Source organism: Tessaracoccus sp. MC1679 (genome assembly GCF_014164775.1).
In the GTDB taxonomy this organism is placed as follows: Bacteria; Actinomycetota; Actinomycetes; order Propionibacteriales; family Propionibacteriaceae; genus Arachnia.
Map to the genome: position 1 here is coordinate 397184 of NZ_JACJGB010000003.1, position 14534 is coordinate 411717.

The following is a 14534-nucleotide window of genomic DNA, read 5'->3' on the forward strand; positions in this document are numbered from 1 at the left end:
TGCATCAACCCTCGATGGGAATCGCGGGCTCCAGCACCGCCCACGCTTCTTGGCCGCTTGTCAGCTCAGAGAAGCGGATCTGGACATCGTCGACGCTCTTGAGGGGCGGCACGGCCGCATCGACGTTCACCGCTGCGGGCAGTTCATCGGAACACTCCCAGGTCACACCGCCTGAAGCCTTCACACCGTTGACCCAGAGCTCGGGGGTGATGGAGCCGTTCCCGTGGCAGGAAGCCCGAATCTGGTAGCCGATATGGAGATCCGGGGCGCCTGTCAATTCACTCACCGCAGCGCCGTCGAAGTAGGTGACTCGCGCCACCTCACCCTCGATTCTCTCCGGTGCCGTGAACGCTTCCTCCAGTGCGGGGCTCGTCTGAACCGGGGCAGACTCGGGCGTGCTCGCCTGCGTCGGCTTGCTGCTGGTGCTGACTCGGTCAGTGGGGGTCGGGGAGGAGGTGGGTTCAGGGGCCGGGTCGCTCGTGCAGGCAACCAGGACGAGAACCGAGGCGACGACGGCGGCGCGCATCTTCATGGCTCATCAAAACACTCAACCCGCGCAACCCGCGCGAAGGTAGCCTGACGCGTAGGACACCTGAAGGAAATGAAATGCGTACGCCGCCTGGCACTGCCCCCGGACCAAGCCCGCGGCCAGCCATTTCGCGGACGCGTCGCGTTCTGGCGCGGGCTCACCGTCACCGACTGAGGGGGTGGCATCCGCGCGGCAGACCCGGGACAGGGGACGATGACACGTTGATGGGACGGATAGGCGAGCGCTTGGCGCACGGAGTGCGGGGGTGGATGGCCATCGGGGCAACGCTGCTCTTCGTGGTGTTCACCGCGACGGTGCTGCCCGACCAGGCTGAGGCGGGCGCGTTCTACACGGTCCGCTACCCAGCCCCCGACACATCCCTGTGGTACTGGCCGGACGACCTGTACGCGGCGGCCGAGGCGTGGGGGCCGGATGGTCGAGCCGCCTACGTCGACGCACGCGTGACGTTCGATGTCATCTGGCCGCCGGTGTACGGGGCGTTCCTGGTGGCGACGCTCGCCTGGGTCTGGGCCCGGGGCGCAGCTCCTGAGAGCCGGTGGCGAGGGGTGGCGCTGCTGCCGGTGGTCGTGGTGGCTCTGGACTACGCCGAGAACGTCTGCGCCGCGACGGTGATGGCACGCTATCCGGCGCGGACCCCGGTGCTGGCGGAGTTGGCGCCGATCTTCACCGCCGGCAAGTGGCTCACCCTGTCCGTCAGCTTCCTTCTGCTGGTGGTCGGCGTGGTCGTCGTCCTCACTGCCTGGTGGCGGGCGCGCAGTCTGCGCCCACCCCGGTCACAGGCCGGGTGAGAAGGAGATCGGCAGCACCACCTCGTTGCGACGGAGGAACCACGGCGTCCAGGGAGGGTCGAAGCGTGCGAACCTGCTTTCCGTAATGTCTTCAGCGTGGCACTCTCGGGCCTACCGGTCTACGAGCGATTCTTCAAGAGGGCGATCAGCATCCAGTGCTCGCCCGATCATGCTGCGGGTCGACTTCGACGGTCATGAGCGAGGCTTGTATCGCGTAGCGCTACGCGATACGCTTTGTGTTGTGATCGTCAGCTTCCGGCACAAGGGTTTGGAGCGGCTGTATCGCGATGGTTCGAAGAAGGGTGTTCAAGCGGCTCACGTCCCCAAACTGCTGCGCATCTTGTCGCTGCTTGACGTGGCACAGACCCCCGACGATCTCGCGATCCCGTCGTTCCGGACCCACCCCCTCAAAGGGGACCTGGGCGGGCACTGGTCGGTCTGGGTGAACGGCAACTGGCGGGTCACGTTCCGCTTCGCTGAGAGTGACGTCGAACCCGTTGATTATCAGGACTACCACTGACCAGGAGGTGGACAGCATGGTGATGAAGACACCGGTACATCCCGGCGAGATCCTGCGTGAGGACGTGCTGGCCGACCTCGGGCTGAGTGTCGGAGAGGCTGCGTCACGGCTCGGGATCTCCCGGGTGACGTTGAGCCGCGTCCTGCACGGCCATGCCCGGCTGAGCCCCAACCTTGCTGTTCGACTGGAGGGGGCTGGCGTTAGTACCGCCCGTGCTTGGCTGGCCCTGCAGTCGGCTTATGACCTCGCGGCCGAGCGTGCCGCCGGAGTACCCACTGTCCGCAGGCTCGACCCCGTCGCCTGACAGCACCCCGGACATGGCGCTCTGTGTGCCGCCCCAACCTTCAGATGCGTATCTGCAGGCTCTCTAGCCGGCGGGTGGTCAGTTGCAGCGCCTCCTGATGACTTTCCTCGGCAGGCCCGGTAGGTCGGGGCGGTGGCGCGATATCGGGGGGACAGCTGACGACCCGGCTCGCGCACGTGGGCGAGCCGGGTCGTTGAGCGAAGCGGCGGCTAGCGAGACTTCGCCGAGCGGCTCCGGCGGGCCTTCCGTTCGACCCACAGGATCAGCACCGTGCAGACGGCCAGGATCGCGGTCGATGCCAGCGTGTCGAGGATGGTCGACTCGGGGAAGTTCAGGTCCAGCCATCCGACGGCGCCGAACGCGAAGACCAGCGAGTTGTTCACCACGTGCAGGGCGATGGCGGCTTCGATCCCGCCGGTCCGCCACACGAGCACGCCCGCCGCGAGCGCGAACGCGGCCACCCCGAGCAGCCCAGCCGCGTTGTAGTCGTGGGCCACGACGAACAGCGGCAGTGGCAGCAGAATCCCCCAGAACGGGTTGCGGAGCCACGCGCCGAACACCTGCATGGGTAGCGCACGGAAGGCGAACTCCTCGGCGGCGGCCTGGAACGGCACGATCAGCAGCGCGCCGAGGATCAGCCACCAGCTGTACGGGTGCCACGTGGGTGCGACGGGCTCCCCCTCGAACCAGGCCAGCGCAAGGAAGAACAGTTGGCCCGCCAGGTACACCCCGAGGCAGATGGCCAGGGAGCGGCCGAGCACTCTCCAGCGGAGGCGCCCCGCGACGGAGAGGAGGGTACCGACGGGGCGTCGGCCGGCGGTCACGCCCAGCATCACCGCCGGGATCATGGGGATCAGCGTCACCATCGTCCCCACGAAGTGATACGGGTTGTACATGTCGGTGTCTACACTCAGGAGGTCCACCGAGGTTTCGAACTGAGGGTTGATCAGCACAACGATGGCAACCGTCGCAAACAGCAGCAGCATCATCGCGGCGTACGACACCACGGCCACGACGGCGGTGACCAACGGCCGCCACCAGCGGTAGTTGGCCTGGGTCCGGGCGATCCGGTGGTAGTCGGGACGCTCCGGCGCAGCTGGGGGGCTGAGCACGGGGTGCGGCGGGTCAAGGGTGATGGTTGATGTGTTCATGACGTCATCCTCGCGACCCGCCGCGCCCAGGCACCATCGGTCAACCGGGTGCCTGACGGGGCCGAAGGGATGGTCCAGGTTCATGCCTTCGGACGACACCGGCTGGGCTCTCCGCTGCCCTAGGGTGGGCCGATGACCGTCCAGCCCTCGCCCGTCGGGACCCGCCGCCCGCCGCAGGACGTCAGAAGCGTGGCGTTGATGATCGTCGTCTCGGCGGTGTCTGTGCTGGTGACGCTGGTCGCTCTGCCCGGCTACCTGGAGTCGCCGCTGGCCGGCTGGCTCGGCCCGTCTGCGATGCTGCTCAACCTGGGCGGCCTCGTCGGCTCGCTCGTGCTGCTGCCCAGGGTGCTGTACCGGGCCCCGGTCGGACCCATCTGGGCCCCGGACGAGAAGCGAGAGCAACGGGCGGTCGTTTATGCGCTTGTCATCATCGCGCTGGCGGCAGTCTCCGACGGCGCGGCGACCGCTGCCGGCGTCGCCCTCGTCTCCATCGCCGCCCGCCGTCGTTGGCCGGCCATCGCCTTGACCGTCGCCGCCTTCGGTGTCGCGTACGCGGCCGGTCGAGGGTTGATCGTCCCGCTGGGGGCGGCCGCGCCGACGGTGGCCCAGGAGGCGATCGGGGTTGCTGTCCTGGTCGCCATCCTGGTGCTATTCGGCCTCTACCGCGGCAGTCGCCGTGAGCTGTGGCGCTCCCTGCAGCAGGAGGCCGACCTGGCCCGTCGCGAACAGGCCGCCCGCGTCATGCAGGCCCGCGAGGCCGAGCGCACCCGCATCGCCGGCGAGATGCACGACTCGTTGTCGCACCGGCTGGCGCTGATCTCGCTGCACGCGGGCGCCCTCGAATATCGCGCGGATCTGGACCCCGCCGTCGCCCGCGAGGCTGCGGGAGTGATCCGGGCGGCGGCCGAGACGGCCGTCGAGGAACTCCATGAGGTGCTGGCGGTCCTCCGACCGCCGGAGGCAGGGACGGCCCCGGCTCCGACCTTGGCCGACGTGCGCACGCTCGCCGACACCGTCCGTGCCACCGGACACCCCGTCGACCTGACCCTCGACGTGGGCCCCGGCGAGCCGGGCACGGCCACGACCGGGCACCTGTACCGCGTCCTCCAGGAGTCGTTCACCAACGCCGTCAAGCACGCCCCCGGGTTGCCCATCACGGCCACGATCGCGGGCGGGCCGGCCGGTGGAATCTCCGTTTCCGTCCGCAACCCCGTGCCGCTCGCGCCCGTCGACGCCCCCGGGTCGCGGATGGGCCTGGCCGGGCTGACCGAGCGGATGGCGCTGATCGGAGGCCGGTTCCAGGCCCGCGTCGTGTCGGGGGAGTTTCTCGTGGAAGCATGGTTACCGTGGGCGTGAACGGGATCCGGGTGCTCCTCGTCGACGACGAGGCGCTGGTCCGGGCGGGACTGCGGCTGATCCTCGAAGGGTCGGGCGGCATCACCGTCGTGGGCGAGGCGGCCGACGGGCTGGAGGCGGTCGCCCAGGTCACCGAACTGAACCCCGACGTGGTGCTGATGGACGTCAGGATGCCGCGGTGCGACGGCGTCGAGGCCACCCGAAGGATCCGCGCGCTGCCGAACCCGCCCCACGTCGTCATGCTCACCTCCTTCGACACCGACGACTTCCTGGTGCGCGCGCTCGATGCCGGGGCATCCGGCTTCCTGCTGAAGCACACCCCGCCACCAGACCTGGTCGCGGCGGTCCAGCAGTCCGCGGCGGGGACGATGTCCTTCTCGCCCCTCGTCCTGCAGCGCCTCGTCGCCGCCGCCACGCGGGCCACTCAGCAGGCGGCGACCGACCCTCTGGAGGGGCTGAGCGAGCGCGAAACCGAGATCGCCCGCTTGGTCGCCGAAGGGCTCACCAACGTCGAGATCGCCGGTCGGCTGTTCCTGTCGCTGCCGACCATCAAGACCCACCTCGCTCGGATCTTCGACAAGCTCGGAGTCACCAGCCGCGTCCAGTTGGCCCTCGCGGTGCACGGACATCGGCACGAGCCGAGCTGAGTCGACCGGCGCGACTGACCCCAGAGGCTGGTGCGACGGCATCGACCCAGACGACACCCGCAGCCATCCACGCCCGGGTGGTGGGGTCTGTGCGGAACGCAGAGACTCAGCCGGACGTGATCGCTCGCTCCCGACGGCTCGGGTTGCGCACCTTCACCGCCATCGTCGTGCTTCCCCGAAGGATCAGGCGCGGGAGGTCGCCCATCGGGCGCGTGGGCACCATGGAGCTGATCGTGCCGGACTGCCCGCTGACGTTCAGCTGCTGCGCGTCAACCCCCCAGCCGTCGGGAACGATGACGGTCACCGACGGGTTGCCGGTGATCACGATGTCGATGACCCGCGCGAGCGGCCGGGCGCGGGTGCAGTCCAGCTTGACGCCTCCCCAGCCGGTGCCGAGGATCTCCACGAACGGCGGCAGGTCCCATGCGCCCTCCTGGGCGTGACCCGACCATCCAGTGCGGATCAGCAGCGGGTTCTCCCACCGCATCCCCGGTCCGTCGCCCAGGGGGACCTGCTCCGCGACCACGGCGGGCAGCGCCGCCGAGGGAACCAGGTCGTCGAGGATCCGGTAGAGGTCCTCGCGGGTGAAGGCGTTGAGGGCGGTGGGGAGCCGAGCGTTCAGCTCATCGACGTTCAACCGACCGTCCACCACCGCCTCCCGGAGGATGGCGGCGGCATGATCACGCTGCTGGGCCGTAACCCGCAGGCGTCCGTCAGGCAGATCGCGAAAGTCCACGCCGGGAGGTTACCGCGATCGAGGGGAGGCCTGGGGCGGTGTTCATTCTCGCCGGCACCGGTCCTGTGGTCAGTTGGGCACCCACGAAGACCACGGGCAGTCGCTGTGAAGCCTCCAGCTGACATGCGACCGGTTCATGGGAGTCGGAGGTCGAACTTCGACAGCGGCTCGGGCCCGGCCACCACCCGGCGGGTGACCTGCAGGATCGCGTCCTCGTTCGGATCCACGCGCCATCGGACGAGCGCGATGGTGCCGCCCGTGATTTCCAGGGCGGTGATGTGCGACGGATAGACGCAGCTGCCCGAGTTGAAGTAGGGCATCGCGTTCCTGCGCGGGAACCTCTCGCGGTGGGTGTGGCCGCAGATCAGGGCCATCCGGTTCTGGCGGATCCACTTCACGTAGTTGCGCTCCACCTTGTGCCGCTTGTCCGAGTTGGCCACGGGGCTGGTGGGGCTGTGGAACCCGAAGGCGTGGGCGTACCTCCAGAACACGCGCATCATGAGCCTGCTGAACCGCCACGCCTGATCGTTGGGGAAGTCGCCCTGGTGCCCGTGAACCAGCAGGATGTCTTGACCCGTCTCCCGGTGCCGGAACACGACCGCCTCTACCGGCTCCAGTCCGGTGAAGAACGGCTCGACCTCGCCGGTGGCCACGTCCTTCGCCGTCCACAGGTGCTTGCGGACGAACTGGGGCTCGCTCAGGACGAGGTCGTGGTTGCCCCACATCCGGATGTACTTGCCGGCGCCGTGGAACTGGAGCAGCTGCTCCCACACGGCGCGGTTGGCCCTGATGATGTGTTTGTAGTCGTGTTCCCAGAGCTCGTCGCCGTCGCCGGCCTCGATGTAGGTGAAGTCGTTCTTCCAGTAGTAGTCCATCGCGGCCGTGAACGGATCTACGGTCAGAAGCTGATGCTCTCGGCGTACGGGATCCGGACGCAGGGGCGGTCGCGGGGGCTGAAGCTCAACTACCGCACCACGGCGCAGAACCTGGCGTGGGCCGTCGGTGTGCTGACGGGGCAGGAGGTCATCGATTCCGACGGCGAGGCCGAGACCATGGCCGGCTACCTGTCGGCGCGCACCGGGCCGAAGCCGGAGGTGCGGCCGTTCCCGACGCTGACGGCGGAGCTGGACTTCGCGGCGGACCTGGTGGGGTCCTGGGTGGGGAGCGGTGAGGTGGCGGCTGAGACGGTCGCGGTGCTGGTCCGCGACCGGGTGACTCGCGACCGGGTCGTCGCCGGGCTGGGGGAGCGGGGCGTCGAGGTCCGGGCCCTGGAGGCGGGGACGGTGAGGCCCGGCTACCCGGTGGCGCTGACGATGCACCGGGCAAAGGGCACGGAGTTCGCGCGGGTGCTGCTGTTCGGGCTGAGCAAGGACTCGATGCCCATGGGGTTGAAGGCCTACGACTACGACGACGAGGAACTCAGCGAGGCGCAGCTGAGGGAACGCTCGCTGCTGTACGTGGCGGCGTCGCGGGCGCGCGACGAGTTGGTGGTGACGTACAGCGGCACCCCGTCGTCGCTGCTGCCCGCATCCCAGTGACAGTGACGGCCCTTGTCGGTGCCGTCGACGGTGAAGAGCCGAGTCAGCCGGCGCAGAGGGTCCCACGGTGAGAGCCGATTGATTGCCCGGATCTAGAAGCCGCGAACGGCCTCCGAATCAGTGCTGCCAGAGTGCGGTAACGGGAAGGATGTGCGGCCAGCCGCCGACGACGGCGGTCTGGGTTCCGGTGTGGAGGCAGGCACCCGTGATGTTGAGGTCGGGGAAGCGGTCTCTGAAGCGGATGAGGTTGGTCCAGGCCGCCGGTAATGGAGGTGCTGCTCTTGACTTCGATGGACAGGAGACGCCCGTCGGCTAGTTCGATGATGAGGTCGACCTCGAGGCCGTCGAGATCGCGGAAGTGGTGCAGGCAAGTAAGGGGTGTCACTCTTACAGACAAGAGGCTGTGAACTTGCAGATTTGAGCTGATCAACCTGCAGGATTGAGGCATGGATTCCGAGCAACGATTCCACGTCCGGGTTGTGTCGCCCCACGGCAGTCGACCCAAGCTACTTGGTAGTTCGGTGTCGTAGCGGGGACCAGACCTAGCGCTTGGGTCTGTCCCGCGTCAAGTAGTTGGCAGGATTTCTTTGGTTTCGAAGTTGGGGACGGTGGGGTCGGCGGTGCCGGCGTAGACGTCAGCGGGTCGGTTCCAGGCGATCGCTTCGTGTGGTCGGACGTGGTTGTAGTCGTGCCGGTAGGCGTTCACGTGCTCGACGAGCTGGAGGCCGTCGTTGATCTCTTCTCGGAACAGCCACTCGTACTTCATCGTCCCGAACCCGCGTTCGCGTGATCCATTCTGCCCGGGCGTTCGAACCCGCGTGCGGACGTGCCGCAGCTCGGGGCGCGTCGCGATGAACGCTTCGAACGTGAACGAGCGGAACGGGCCGCCGTTGTCGGTCACGATCGTCAGGACCGGGAGGATCTTCTTCTCCGAGATCCCCAAGGGCATCTTCGGCGGCAAGCTCGTGGAGCTCAACGAGGACGGCATCCCGTGGCGCGCCGCCTGGCTGCAGTTCGCGATCGTCGTCCCGATCCTCGTGATCCCGGCGCTCGGCTCCGGCAACATCAACGACCTGCTCGGCATCGTCATCAACATGACCGCCGCCACGGCGCTGCTGCCTCCGCTGCTGATCCTGCTCGCCTACTTCGTCCTGCGCCGCAAGTACGACAACGTGGCCCGCGAGTTCCGCATGGGCAGCAAGAGCTTCGGCCTGGCCGTCGCGTCCTTCCTGCTCGTGGTGTTCGCCTTCGTGTTCATCGCCTGCACCATCCCGTTGGGCCAGGAGATCTGGCTGACCCTCGTCTACAACGTGGGCGGCGTGGTCGTGTTCCTCGGCCTGGCCATCCTCTGGTACGAGCGCTACATCAAGCGCCTGAAGGTCTCCGACCCGAAGGCCGCGGCCGACGAGCTGCGTCCCTCCGCCGAGCAGATGCTCCGCGGCGAGTACGTTCCGCCGGCAGAGCAGGGCGATCCGACGCCCGCGTCCTGACCCCTCACACGAGAGCGACCCCCGGCACCCGCCGGGGGTCGCTGTCGTGTGTCACCAGACCCAGACGGCGATGCCCCCGCGCTCGGCCTCCATCACGACCTGGTTGCCCTCGACCCGGATCCCGCTGCCGAGCGCCAGGCGGCCGGACTCGATGCCCGGCAGCAGGGCCGTCGGAACGGTCTTCTGCCCGGTCGCCTCGCGAGCGGCGACCACCAGCGCCGACCCCTGCCGCGACTCACGCACGAACGCGACGGCGTCCTCCGTCGCCCCGATCCACCGCAGACCGCCGTGGCGGAGGGCGTGCGAGTCGCGCCGCAGCGCGCCCAGCTCGCGCACTGCCTGGAGGGTGCCGGTCGCCCACGTCTCCTCGGCCTGCCACGGGAAGGGGCGGCGCCCGTACTCGCCGGTCTCACCGACCAGACCGATCTCGTCGCCGTAGTAGACCATCGGCACGCCGGGCAGCGTGTGGGCCAGGCCCAGCGCGGCGATGGCGCGACCCTCGTCGCCCACCCGCCAGCGGATCCGACCCGTGTCGTGGCTGCCCACGATGTTGAAGGACGCCGTCGTCACGGCCCAGGGGACCTGCGCCATGAACTCCGCCATCGTCTCGATCATCGCCGGTCCGTCGATCGACGGCAGCAGCCGCGTCACCGAGAAGTGGGCGTCCTCGGCATTGGTCGAAGGCCGCTCGAGCCAGCCCCACACGGGCCGGGAGAACGCTGCGTAGTTCATGGCGCCGTGCCAGGTGCTGCCGTCGACGTCGTGGTGGAGGTCGTAGAAGTGCTCGGCCACCAGCCAGCGGTCGCCCTCGGCGTCGACGGCGGCGCGGGTCCGCGCGGCGACCTCGCGGTTGAGGTCGATCCCGCCCAGGCGGCCGGTCATGTTGGCCACGTCGATGCGCCACCCGTCGAGCCCGAACCGTAGCCAGCGTCGGATTACGCCATCCTCGCCGTAGAGGCGCTCGGTGAGCCCGGGCGAGGCGTGGTTGAGCTTGGGCAGCGACTTGAACCCGAGCCAGCAGGCGTAGCCGGGGTACTCGTCGGTCCAGTAGTAGAAGTCGCGCTCGGGGGCGTTCCCATCGTTCTGCGCGGCGAGGAACCACTCGTGCGTCGCGCCGGTGTGGTTGGCGGTGAAGTCGCCCATCACCCGGATGCCGCGGGCGTGGCAGGCGTCGATGAGCCGGCGCATGGCGTCGTCGCCGCCCAGCAGGTCGTCGATCCGGTCGAACGTGCTGGCGTTGTAGCGGTGGTTGGTGTCGGCCGGGAACGCGGGTGTGAGGTAGAGCACGGTCGCGCCCAGCGAGGCGATGTGGTCGAGGCGCTCGATGATGCCGTCGAGGTCGCCGCCGTAGATCTGGCGGTGTTGCTGCTGGTCGTAGGTGCGCAGCGGCTCGTCCCAGCGGGCGCCATGTGCCCACTCGGGAGTCGGCCGCTCGTCGGCGCGGGCGCTGCGCGCGAACCGGTCGGGGAAGACCTGGTAGACGACGGCGTCGGCCACCCAGGCGGGCGCGGCGGTGGTGATGAGGCGGAAGTCGGCCGCGTCGGTGACGTCTCGACGGTGGACGCCGGAGCCGTTCAGCCAAGCGGTGCCGCCGTCGGCCATGACGAGGAACCAGCGGTACTGGAGGGTCAGGTTGTCCACCAGCACCCGCGCGGCCCACCACTCGTCGGGCCCGGGCCCGTCGGTGGGCGCGGCTGCGACGAACGCCGCCTCGCCGTCGTGCATGTGCCGCAGGTGCACCGCTGCCACCTGGCCGGCGGGCACGCGCACGCGCAGTTCGACGGTGTCGCCCCGGTGGGGGTGGGGGTCCGCGACGTAGAGCTCGGAGGGGTCGTGGTGGGGCTGGCCGAGCAAGGTCACGGCGACCACCCTAGACCAGGGCTCAGGAGTGGGCCACCGCCAGATCGACGGTCAGCGCGGCGGACCATCCGAACACCGTCGTGGCCCTCGGGGGCTTGACCCCGGTGTCGGGGCGGAAGTACTCGTTGGGTCCTTGCGCCGCGACCAGTTCGAGGGTCGCGCGCTCAAGGCGTTCGGCCTTGTCGATCAGCCCTTGGCGGCGAAGCCCCTGCGCGACGAGCCAGTTGGTGTTGACCCAGACGGGGCCGCGCCACATCCGGGTCTCGGAGAAGTCGGGGTCGCGCACGGCCACGGTCGGGAGCGGATGCGCGGTCGCGAACCTGGTCGGGTCCTCGTCAGCCCGGCCTCAGTCAGTGCCCGATCCTCAGAGTGAAGCGGGGGAGTGGCCAGGGGGGCCTCCGGCCGGACCCGTGGATGATTCGAGGCCAAGTCCGGCCGACGTCTTCAGAGGGGGAGTTGGGTGGCGGCGTTTTCTTCCCAGGCGTCTTCGATGCGGGTGTAGATGCCGATGGAGGCCAGGTCCTTGTGCCGGGTCTGGCGGGCGATCTGCAGTGAGGTGGCGCCGCGTTTCGCGGCTCGCGGGACGTGGGCTTCGACTTGCCGGCCTCGATCCCCGCCTTCCCGCCCTCGAGGAACTGGCGCTTCCAGTTCCCGATCGCCTGCTCGGACACCTTCTCCCGACGCGCGGCTTCCGCGATCGAGACCTCACCCTGAAGCACGCTCAGCACAATGCGGATCTTCTTCTCCGCCGGGATCACCGGGGGACGACTCATTGTTCTTAGACCTTCCAGTAGGGGCGTTGCCTCAGCAACTAACAACCCCTGCCACTAAGTCTGACGCGCGACAGGTCTTTCGCCGGTGAGACGTGCGCAGTCCTGTTGGCTGAGGTGCCGCGCAGCGGCCTCGAAGCCTATGAAACGTTGGGGGAGTCGACCTGGTGCCCGTGCACCAGCAGGATGTCCTGTCCCGTCTCCCGGTGCCGGATCACGACGGCCTCCACCGGCTCCAGTCCCTTGAAGAAGGGCTTAACCTCGCCGGTGGCCACCGCCTTCGCGGTCCAGGAATCACCGCCGTTCACCTCGGGTTCTATTCGATCGTGGGTCTGTGGTGCCGGTCTGGCTGGCGCCCGTCAGGATCGCGCATGGATACTGGTCTGGGACACGGATCCCGAGGAGCAAGGCGCAGCGCCCTGTGGTTTGGCGGGAGTCGGAGGAGAGTCGATGAGCGCACCGGAAGACGTCAACCGTCAGACGCAGCGCGAGCTTTACGGCGAGCCGGTCGCGGATATCGTCGGCCGCATCATGTCATCACTGGGCCTCACCCAGGTGCGCCTGGCCGAGGTGCTCGGACTCTCCGCACCGATGCTGTCGCAGCTGATCGGTGCGCGCCGCGTCAAGATCGGGAACCCGGCGGTGCTCGGTCGTCTCCAATCTCTGACAGACCTGGCCGCCGTCGGACCAGGACTGACTGCCGACGAGAAGGAACGCCGCTTGGCCGCGATCCACGAAGCCCAGCCAACCATGTCGACGATGCGCGACGCCGGTGCCGTCGATGCTCTCCGCGCAGCCGCGCCGGCAGAGGAACTGCGTCGGCTCTCCGAGGCAACCACCGCGCCCAGACTCGCGTCTCTGCTCCGACTCGCCGCGGACGCGCCCATCCATGGCTGAGGTGTTCGCCGGCAGATATCGAGTGCTCGAGCCCCTCGGAGAGGGTGGAATGGGCACCGTGTGGAGGGTGGAGGACCTCAAGCAGAACCGGATCGTCGCAGCCAAGATCCTGCGCCAGTCGCACAGCACGTCGCTGCTGAGGTTCGTGCGCGAGCAGAGCCTTCGGATCCACCATCCTCACGTCCTGGTGCCCCTTGGCTGGGCGGGTGAAGATGATCGGGTGCTCTTCACGATCCCGATCGTGCCCGGCGGCTCACTCGCCACCCTGGTGGGAGACTACGGACCCCTCCCACCATTGTTCGCTGCCGAGATCCTCCGTCAGATCTCCTCCGCGCTGATTGCCGTCCACGAAGCCCGACTCGTCCACCGCGACGTAAAACCGGCCAACATCCTCCTTGACGCCACCGGCACAGGCCGGCCCCACGCCTATCTCTCAGATTTCGGGATCGCCGTCGAGCTGGACGGCCCCCGGTTCACCGAGACCGGACTGGTGAGCGGCACCCCCGGCTACCTGGCTCCCGAGCTGGCCGCTCTCGGTGATCCCAGCCCGGCCTCGGACGCGTACTCGCTGGGCGCCGTCGGCCTTCACCTGCTGACCGGTCTGCGGCCTCAGGACGTGTCGCGGCACGAAGCCCCACCCACCGGCGTGCCGGACTCGCTGTGGCAGATCATGCTGGCGCTTACCGAGCCGGACCCGCTGCGGCGGTTGTCGCTTCCCGACGCCGCCATCCGGTTGGAGACCCATGAACTCGACTGGCGCGACGGTGCTGCGGGTGATGTCGAGGTGTTCGATCATGTGGCGCAGGAGCCCCAGGTGGAGGTGGCGGCCCGCCCGCTGCGCACCCGCGACCTTCTCGTTTACGGAGTGTTCGGCCTCTTGATGATCATCGGGATGATCCTCCTGCTGCTCTAGGAGCCTGCTGAACAATCCGCGCGCCTTGGGCTGATCGTGGGCAGCACCTGAAATTGTTGGGTGGTGCAGGGTGAGGCGGGGAAGCAGCGGGACTTGTGGGATGTGTCGTCGGTGGCTGGGCATCTGTTGCCGGCGGGCAGTGTGTTCGCGTTCTTGGCCGAGCACCGGTCGAGGTTGTTCCCTGATGGGTTGTTCGCCGATCTGTTCCCCTCGGGACGGGGTCGCCCGTCGATCCCCGGCGAGGTAGTCGCCTCGGTGATCGTGCTGCAGGCGTTGCAGGGCCTGACTGATCGGGAGGCCGCTGAGGCGGTGACGTTCGACCTGCGGTGGAAGGCCGCGTGTGGGTATGCGATCGACGCCGGAGGGTTTCATCCGACCACGCTGGTGTACTGGCGGAAGCGGTTGGCTGCCAGTGAGCGTCCGCAGCGGATCTTCGAGGTGGTCCGGGAGGTCATCGCCCAGACCGGGGCGCTCACGGGCAAGCACCGACGCGCCCTGGACTCGACCGTGTTGGATGACGCGGTGGCCCGCCAGGACACGGTCACCCAGTTGATCGCAGCGATCCGTCGGGTCGCCCGCGACGTGCCCGACGCCAAGGATCTGGTCGCCATCGAGTGCACCCGACTGGCCGCGGCGTCGGGGCAGGATTACACCGCGATCGGGAAGCCGCGGATCGCGTGGGACGACGAAGCCGCCCGCGAGGGGTTGGTGACCGCTCTGGTCAACGACGCCTCGGCGCTGCTCGGCGCTCTCCCGGTGGAGCAACTCTCCGAGGCGGGCGGGAAACCGGCCGAAGCGGTCGCCTTGTTGGCGTTGGTGGCCGGTCAGGATGTGGAGCCCGCAGAGGGCTCGGATGGTACTGATGGGCGGTGGCGGATCGCTCGCCGGGGAGGGTGTCAGATGGTTTGTGTAAGGGGTTGCTCCTGACACGAAAGCAGAATGATGACCGTGATAGACAAACTCGACCGTGAAGACCGGCGACGTGCGCAGCGCGACGGCGTGGCCGCGTTGGAG

Annotated in this window: 18 protein-coding genes and 1 pseudogene; 10 read left to right on the forward strand and 9 right to left on the reverse strand. The window is 68.5% G+C overall.

The window, feature by feature from the left end:
* Positions 1–4: 4 nt before the first annotated feature.
* Positions 5–532, reverse strand: coding sequence for a hypothetical protein (locus H5398_RS07195; RefSeq protein WP_182799533.1), 528 nt, complete (start codon positions 530–532; stop codon positions 5–7).
* Between the two features lie 242 nt (positions 533–774).
* Here H5398_RS07195 and H5398_RS07200 point away from each other — a divergent pair, with 242 nt between their 5' ends.
* The 3 genes from H5398_RS07200 (at position 775) to H5398_RS07215 (ending at position 2162) form a co-directional block, all read left to right on the forward strand.
* Positions 775–1338, forward strand: a complete 564-nt coding sequence (locus H5398_RS07200; protein WP_182799534.1) for a hypothetical protein — start codon at positions 775–777, stop codon at positions 1336–1338.
* 241 nt (positions 1339–1579) lie between these two features.
* Positions 1580–1858 carry a type II toxin-antitoxin system RelE/ParE family toxin gene (locus tag H5398_RS07210; RefSeq protein ID WP_182799535.1) on the forward strand — a complete coding sequence of 93 codons (279 nt, stop codon included), beginning with the start codon at positions 1580–1582 and terminating at the stop codon, positions 1856–1858.
* Positions 1859–1874: 16 nt separating this feature from the next.
* Positions 1875–2162 carry a HigA family addiction module antitoxin gene (locus H5398_RS07215; protein WP_220489194.1) on the forward strand — a complete coding sequence of 96 codons (288 nt, stop codon included), beginning with the start codon at positions 1875–1877 and terminating at the stop codon, positions 2160–2162.
* Between the two features lie 209 nt (positions 2163–2371).
* Here H5398_RS07215 and H5398_RS07220 read toward each other — a convergent pair whose 3' ends face one another.
* The gene (locus tag H5398_RS07220) at positions 2372–3313 is read right to left on the reverse strand and encodes a CPBP family intramembrane glutamic endopeptidase (protein WP_182799536.1); all 942 of its coding nucleotides are present in this window, start codon (positions 3311–3313) and stop codon (positions 2372–2374) included.
* 132 nt (positions 3314–3445) lie between these two features.
* On the opposite strand from H5398_RS07220, the gene H5398_RS07225 reads away from it, so the two are divergent.
* Positions 3446–4669 (forward strand): sensor histidine kinase, encoded by a 1224-nt coding sequence (locus H5398_RS07225; protein ID WP_182799537.1) that lies wholly within the window; start codon positions 3446–3448, stop codon positions 4667–4669.
* On the forward strand, positions 4651–5316 hold the full coding sequence (locus tag H5398_RS07230) for a response regulator transcription factor (protein WP_182799538.1): 666 nt from the start codon (positions 4651–4653) through the stop codon (positions 5314–5316). The genes H5398_RS07225 and H5398_RS07230 overlap by 19 nt, the downstream gene beginning before the upstream one ends.
* Positions 5317–5422: 106 nt before the next feature.
* Here the strand turns inward: H5398_RS07230 and H5398_RS07235 are convergent, their stop codons facing one another.
* Together H5398_RS07235 and H5398_RS07240 are read right to left on the reverse strand one after the other, a co-directional pair.
* Positions 5423–6052 (reverse strand): DUF1707 domain-containing protein, encoded by a 630-nt coding sequence (locus H5398_RS07235; RefSeq protein WP_182799539.1) that lies wholly within the window; start codon positions 6050–6052, stop codon positions 5423–5425.
* Between the two features lie 134 nt (positions 6053–6186).
* A complete protein-coding gene (locus H5398_RS07240) occupies positions 6187–6927 on the reverse strand; it encodes a serine/threonine protein phosphatase (RefSeq protein WP_182799540.1) in 741 nt (246 codons plus the stop codon).
* Between the two features lie 33 nt (positions 6928–6960).
* Between H5398_RS07240 and H5398_RS07245 the strand changes: the two genes are divergently transcribed.
* Positions 6961–7590, forward strand: a complete 630-nt coding sequence (locus H5398_RS07245) for a 3'-5' exonuclease (RefSeq protein WP_182799541.1) — start codon at positions 6961–6963, stop codon at positions 7588–7590.
* 565 nt (positions 7591–8155) lie between these two features.
* On the opposite strand, the gene H5398_RS07250 is transcribed toward H5398_RS07245, so the two are convergent.
* Positions 8156–8491 (reverse strand): integrase core domain-containing protein, encoded by a 336-nt coding sequence (locus H5398_RS07250; RefSeq protein ID WP_220489195.1) that lies wholly within the window; start codon positions 8489–8491, stop codon positions 8156–8158.
* Between H5398_RS07250 and H5398_RS07255 the strand changes: the two genes are divergently transcribed.
* The gene (locus H5398_RS07255; protein ID WP_220489196.1) at positions 8457–9080 is read left to right on the forward strand and encodes an amino acid permease; all 624 of its coding nucleotides are present in this window, start codon (positions 8457–8459) and stop codon (positions 9078–9080) included. The genes H5398_RS07250 and H5398_RS07255 overlap by 35 nt on opposite strands.
* A gap of 51 nt (positions 9081–9131) precedes the next feature.
* Here H5398_RS07255 and H5398_RS07260 read toward each other — a convergent pair whose 3' ends face one another.
* The 4 genes from H5398_RS07260 to H5398_RS07275 all read right to left on the reverse strand — a co-directional run bounded on the left by H5398_RS07260 (position 9132) and on the right by H5398_RS07275 (position 12018).
* Complete coding sequence (locus H5398_RS07260; protein WP_220489197.1) at positions 9132–10940, reverse strand: glycoside hydrolase family 13 protein; 1809 nt, start codon at positions 10938–10940, stop codon at positions 9132–9134.
* A 22-nt stretch (positions 10941–10962) separates the two neighbouring features.
* Positions 10963–11232, reverse strand: coding sequence for a hypothetical protein (locus H5398_RS07265; protein ID WP_182799544.1), 270 nt, complete (start codon positions 11230–11232; stop codon positions 10963–10965).
* A 58-nt stretch (positions 11233–11290) separates the two neighbouring features.
* Entirely contained in the window at positions 11291–11713 is a 423-nt protein-coding gene (locus H5398_RS16815; RefSeq protein ID WP_220489198.1) for a helix-turn-helix domain-containing protein, read from the reverse strand.
* Between the two features lie 137 nt (positions 11714–11850).
* Positions 11851–12018 (reverse strand): hypothetical protein, encoded by a 168-nt coding sequence (locus H5398_RS07275; RefSeq protein WP_182799545.1) that lies wholly within the window; start codon positions 12016–12018, stop codon positions 11851–11853.
* Between the two features lie 142 nt (positions 12019–12160).
* Here H5398_RS07275 and H5398_RS07280 point away from each other — a divergent pair, with 142 nt between their 5' ends.
* The 3 genes and pseudogenes from H5398_RS07280 to H5398_RS07290 all read left to right on the forward strand — a co-directional run.
* Complete coding sequence (locus H5398_RS07280) at positions 12161–12607, forward strand: DNA-binding protein (RefSeq protein WP_182799546.1); 447 nt, start codon at positions 12161–12163, stop codon at positions 12605–12607.
* The gene (locus H5398_RS07285; RefSeq protein ID WP_182799547.1) at positions 12600–13520 is read left to right on the forward strand and encodes a serine/threonine-protein kinase; all 921 of its coding nucleotides are present in this window, start codon (positions 12600–12602) and stop codon (positions 13518–13520) included. The genes H5398_RS07280 and H5398_RS07285 overlap by 8 nt, the downstream gene beginning before the upstream one ends.
* A gap of 63 nt (positions 13521–13583) precedes the next feature.
* A pseudogene (locus H5398_RS07290) lies at positions 13584–14408 on the forward strand (transposase); the annotation flags it as partial.
* Positions 14409–14534 lie beyond the last annotated feature (126 nt).

Excerpts from the sequence above, each read along its gene's own strand:
- H5398_RS07245 (WP_182799541.1), top strand. The coding sequence starts at position 6,961 with ATGCTCTCGGCGTACGGGATCCGGACGCAGGGGCGGTCGCGGGGGCTG.
- H5398_RS07195 (WP_182799533.1), bottom strand. The coding sequence starts at position 532 with ATGAAGATGCGCGCCGCCGTCGTCGCCTCGGTTCTCGTCCTGGTTGCC.
- H5398_RS07225 (WP_182799537.1), top strand. The coding sequence starts at position 3,446 with ATGACCGTCCAGCCCTCGCCCGTCGGGACCCGCCGCCCGCCGCAGGAC.
- H5398_RS07280 (WP_182799546.1), top strand. The coding sequence starts at position 12,161 with ATGAGCGCACCGGAAGACGTCAACCGTCAGACGCAGCGCGAGCTTTAC.
- H5398_RS16815 (WP_220489198.1), bottom strand. The coding sequence starts at position 11,713 with ATGAGTCGTCCCCCGGTGATCCCGGCGGAGAAGAAGATCCGCATTGTG.
- H5398_RS07215 (WP_220489194.1), top strand. The coding sequence starts at position 1,875 with ATGGTGATGAAGACACCGGTACATCCCGGCGAGATCCTGCGTGAGGAC.
- H5398_RS07285 (WP_182799547.1), top strand. The coding sequence starts at position 12,600 with ATGGCTGAGGTGTTCGCCGGCAGATATCGAGTGCTCGAGCCCCTCGGA.
- H5398_RS07230 (WP_182799538.1), top strand. The coding sequence starts at position 4,651 with ATGGTTACCGTGGGCGTGAACGGGATCCGGGTGCTCCTCGTCGACGAC.
- H5398_RS07240 (WP_182799540.1), bottom strand. The coding sequence starts at position 6,927 with ATGGACTACTACTGGAAGAACGACTTCACCTACATCGAGGCCGGCGAC.
- H5398_RS07220 (WP_182799536.1), bottom strand. The coding sequence starts at position 3,313 with ATGAACACATCAACCATCACCCTTGACCCGCCGCACCCCGTGCTCAGC.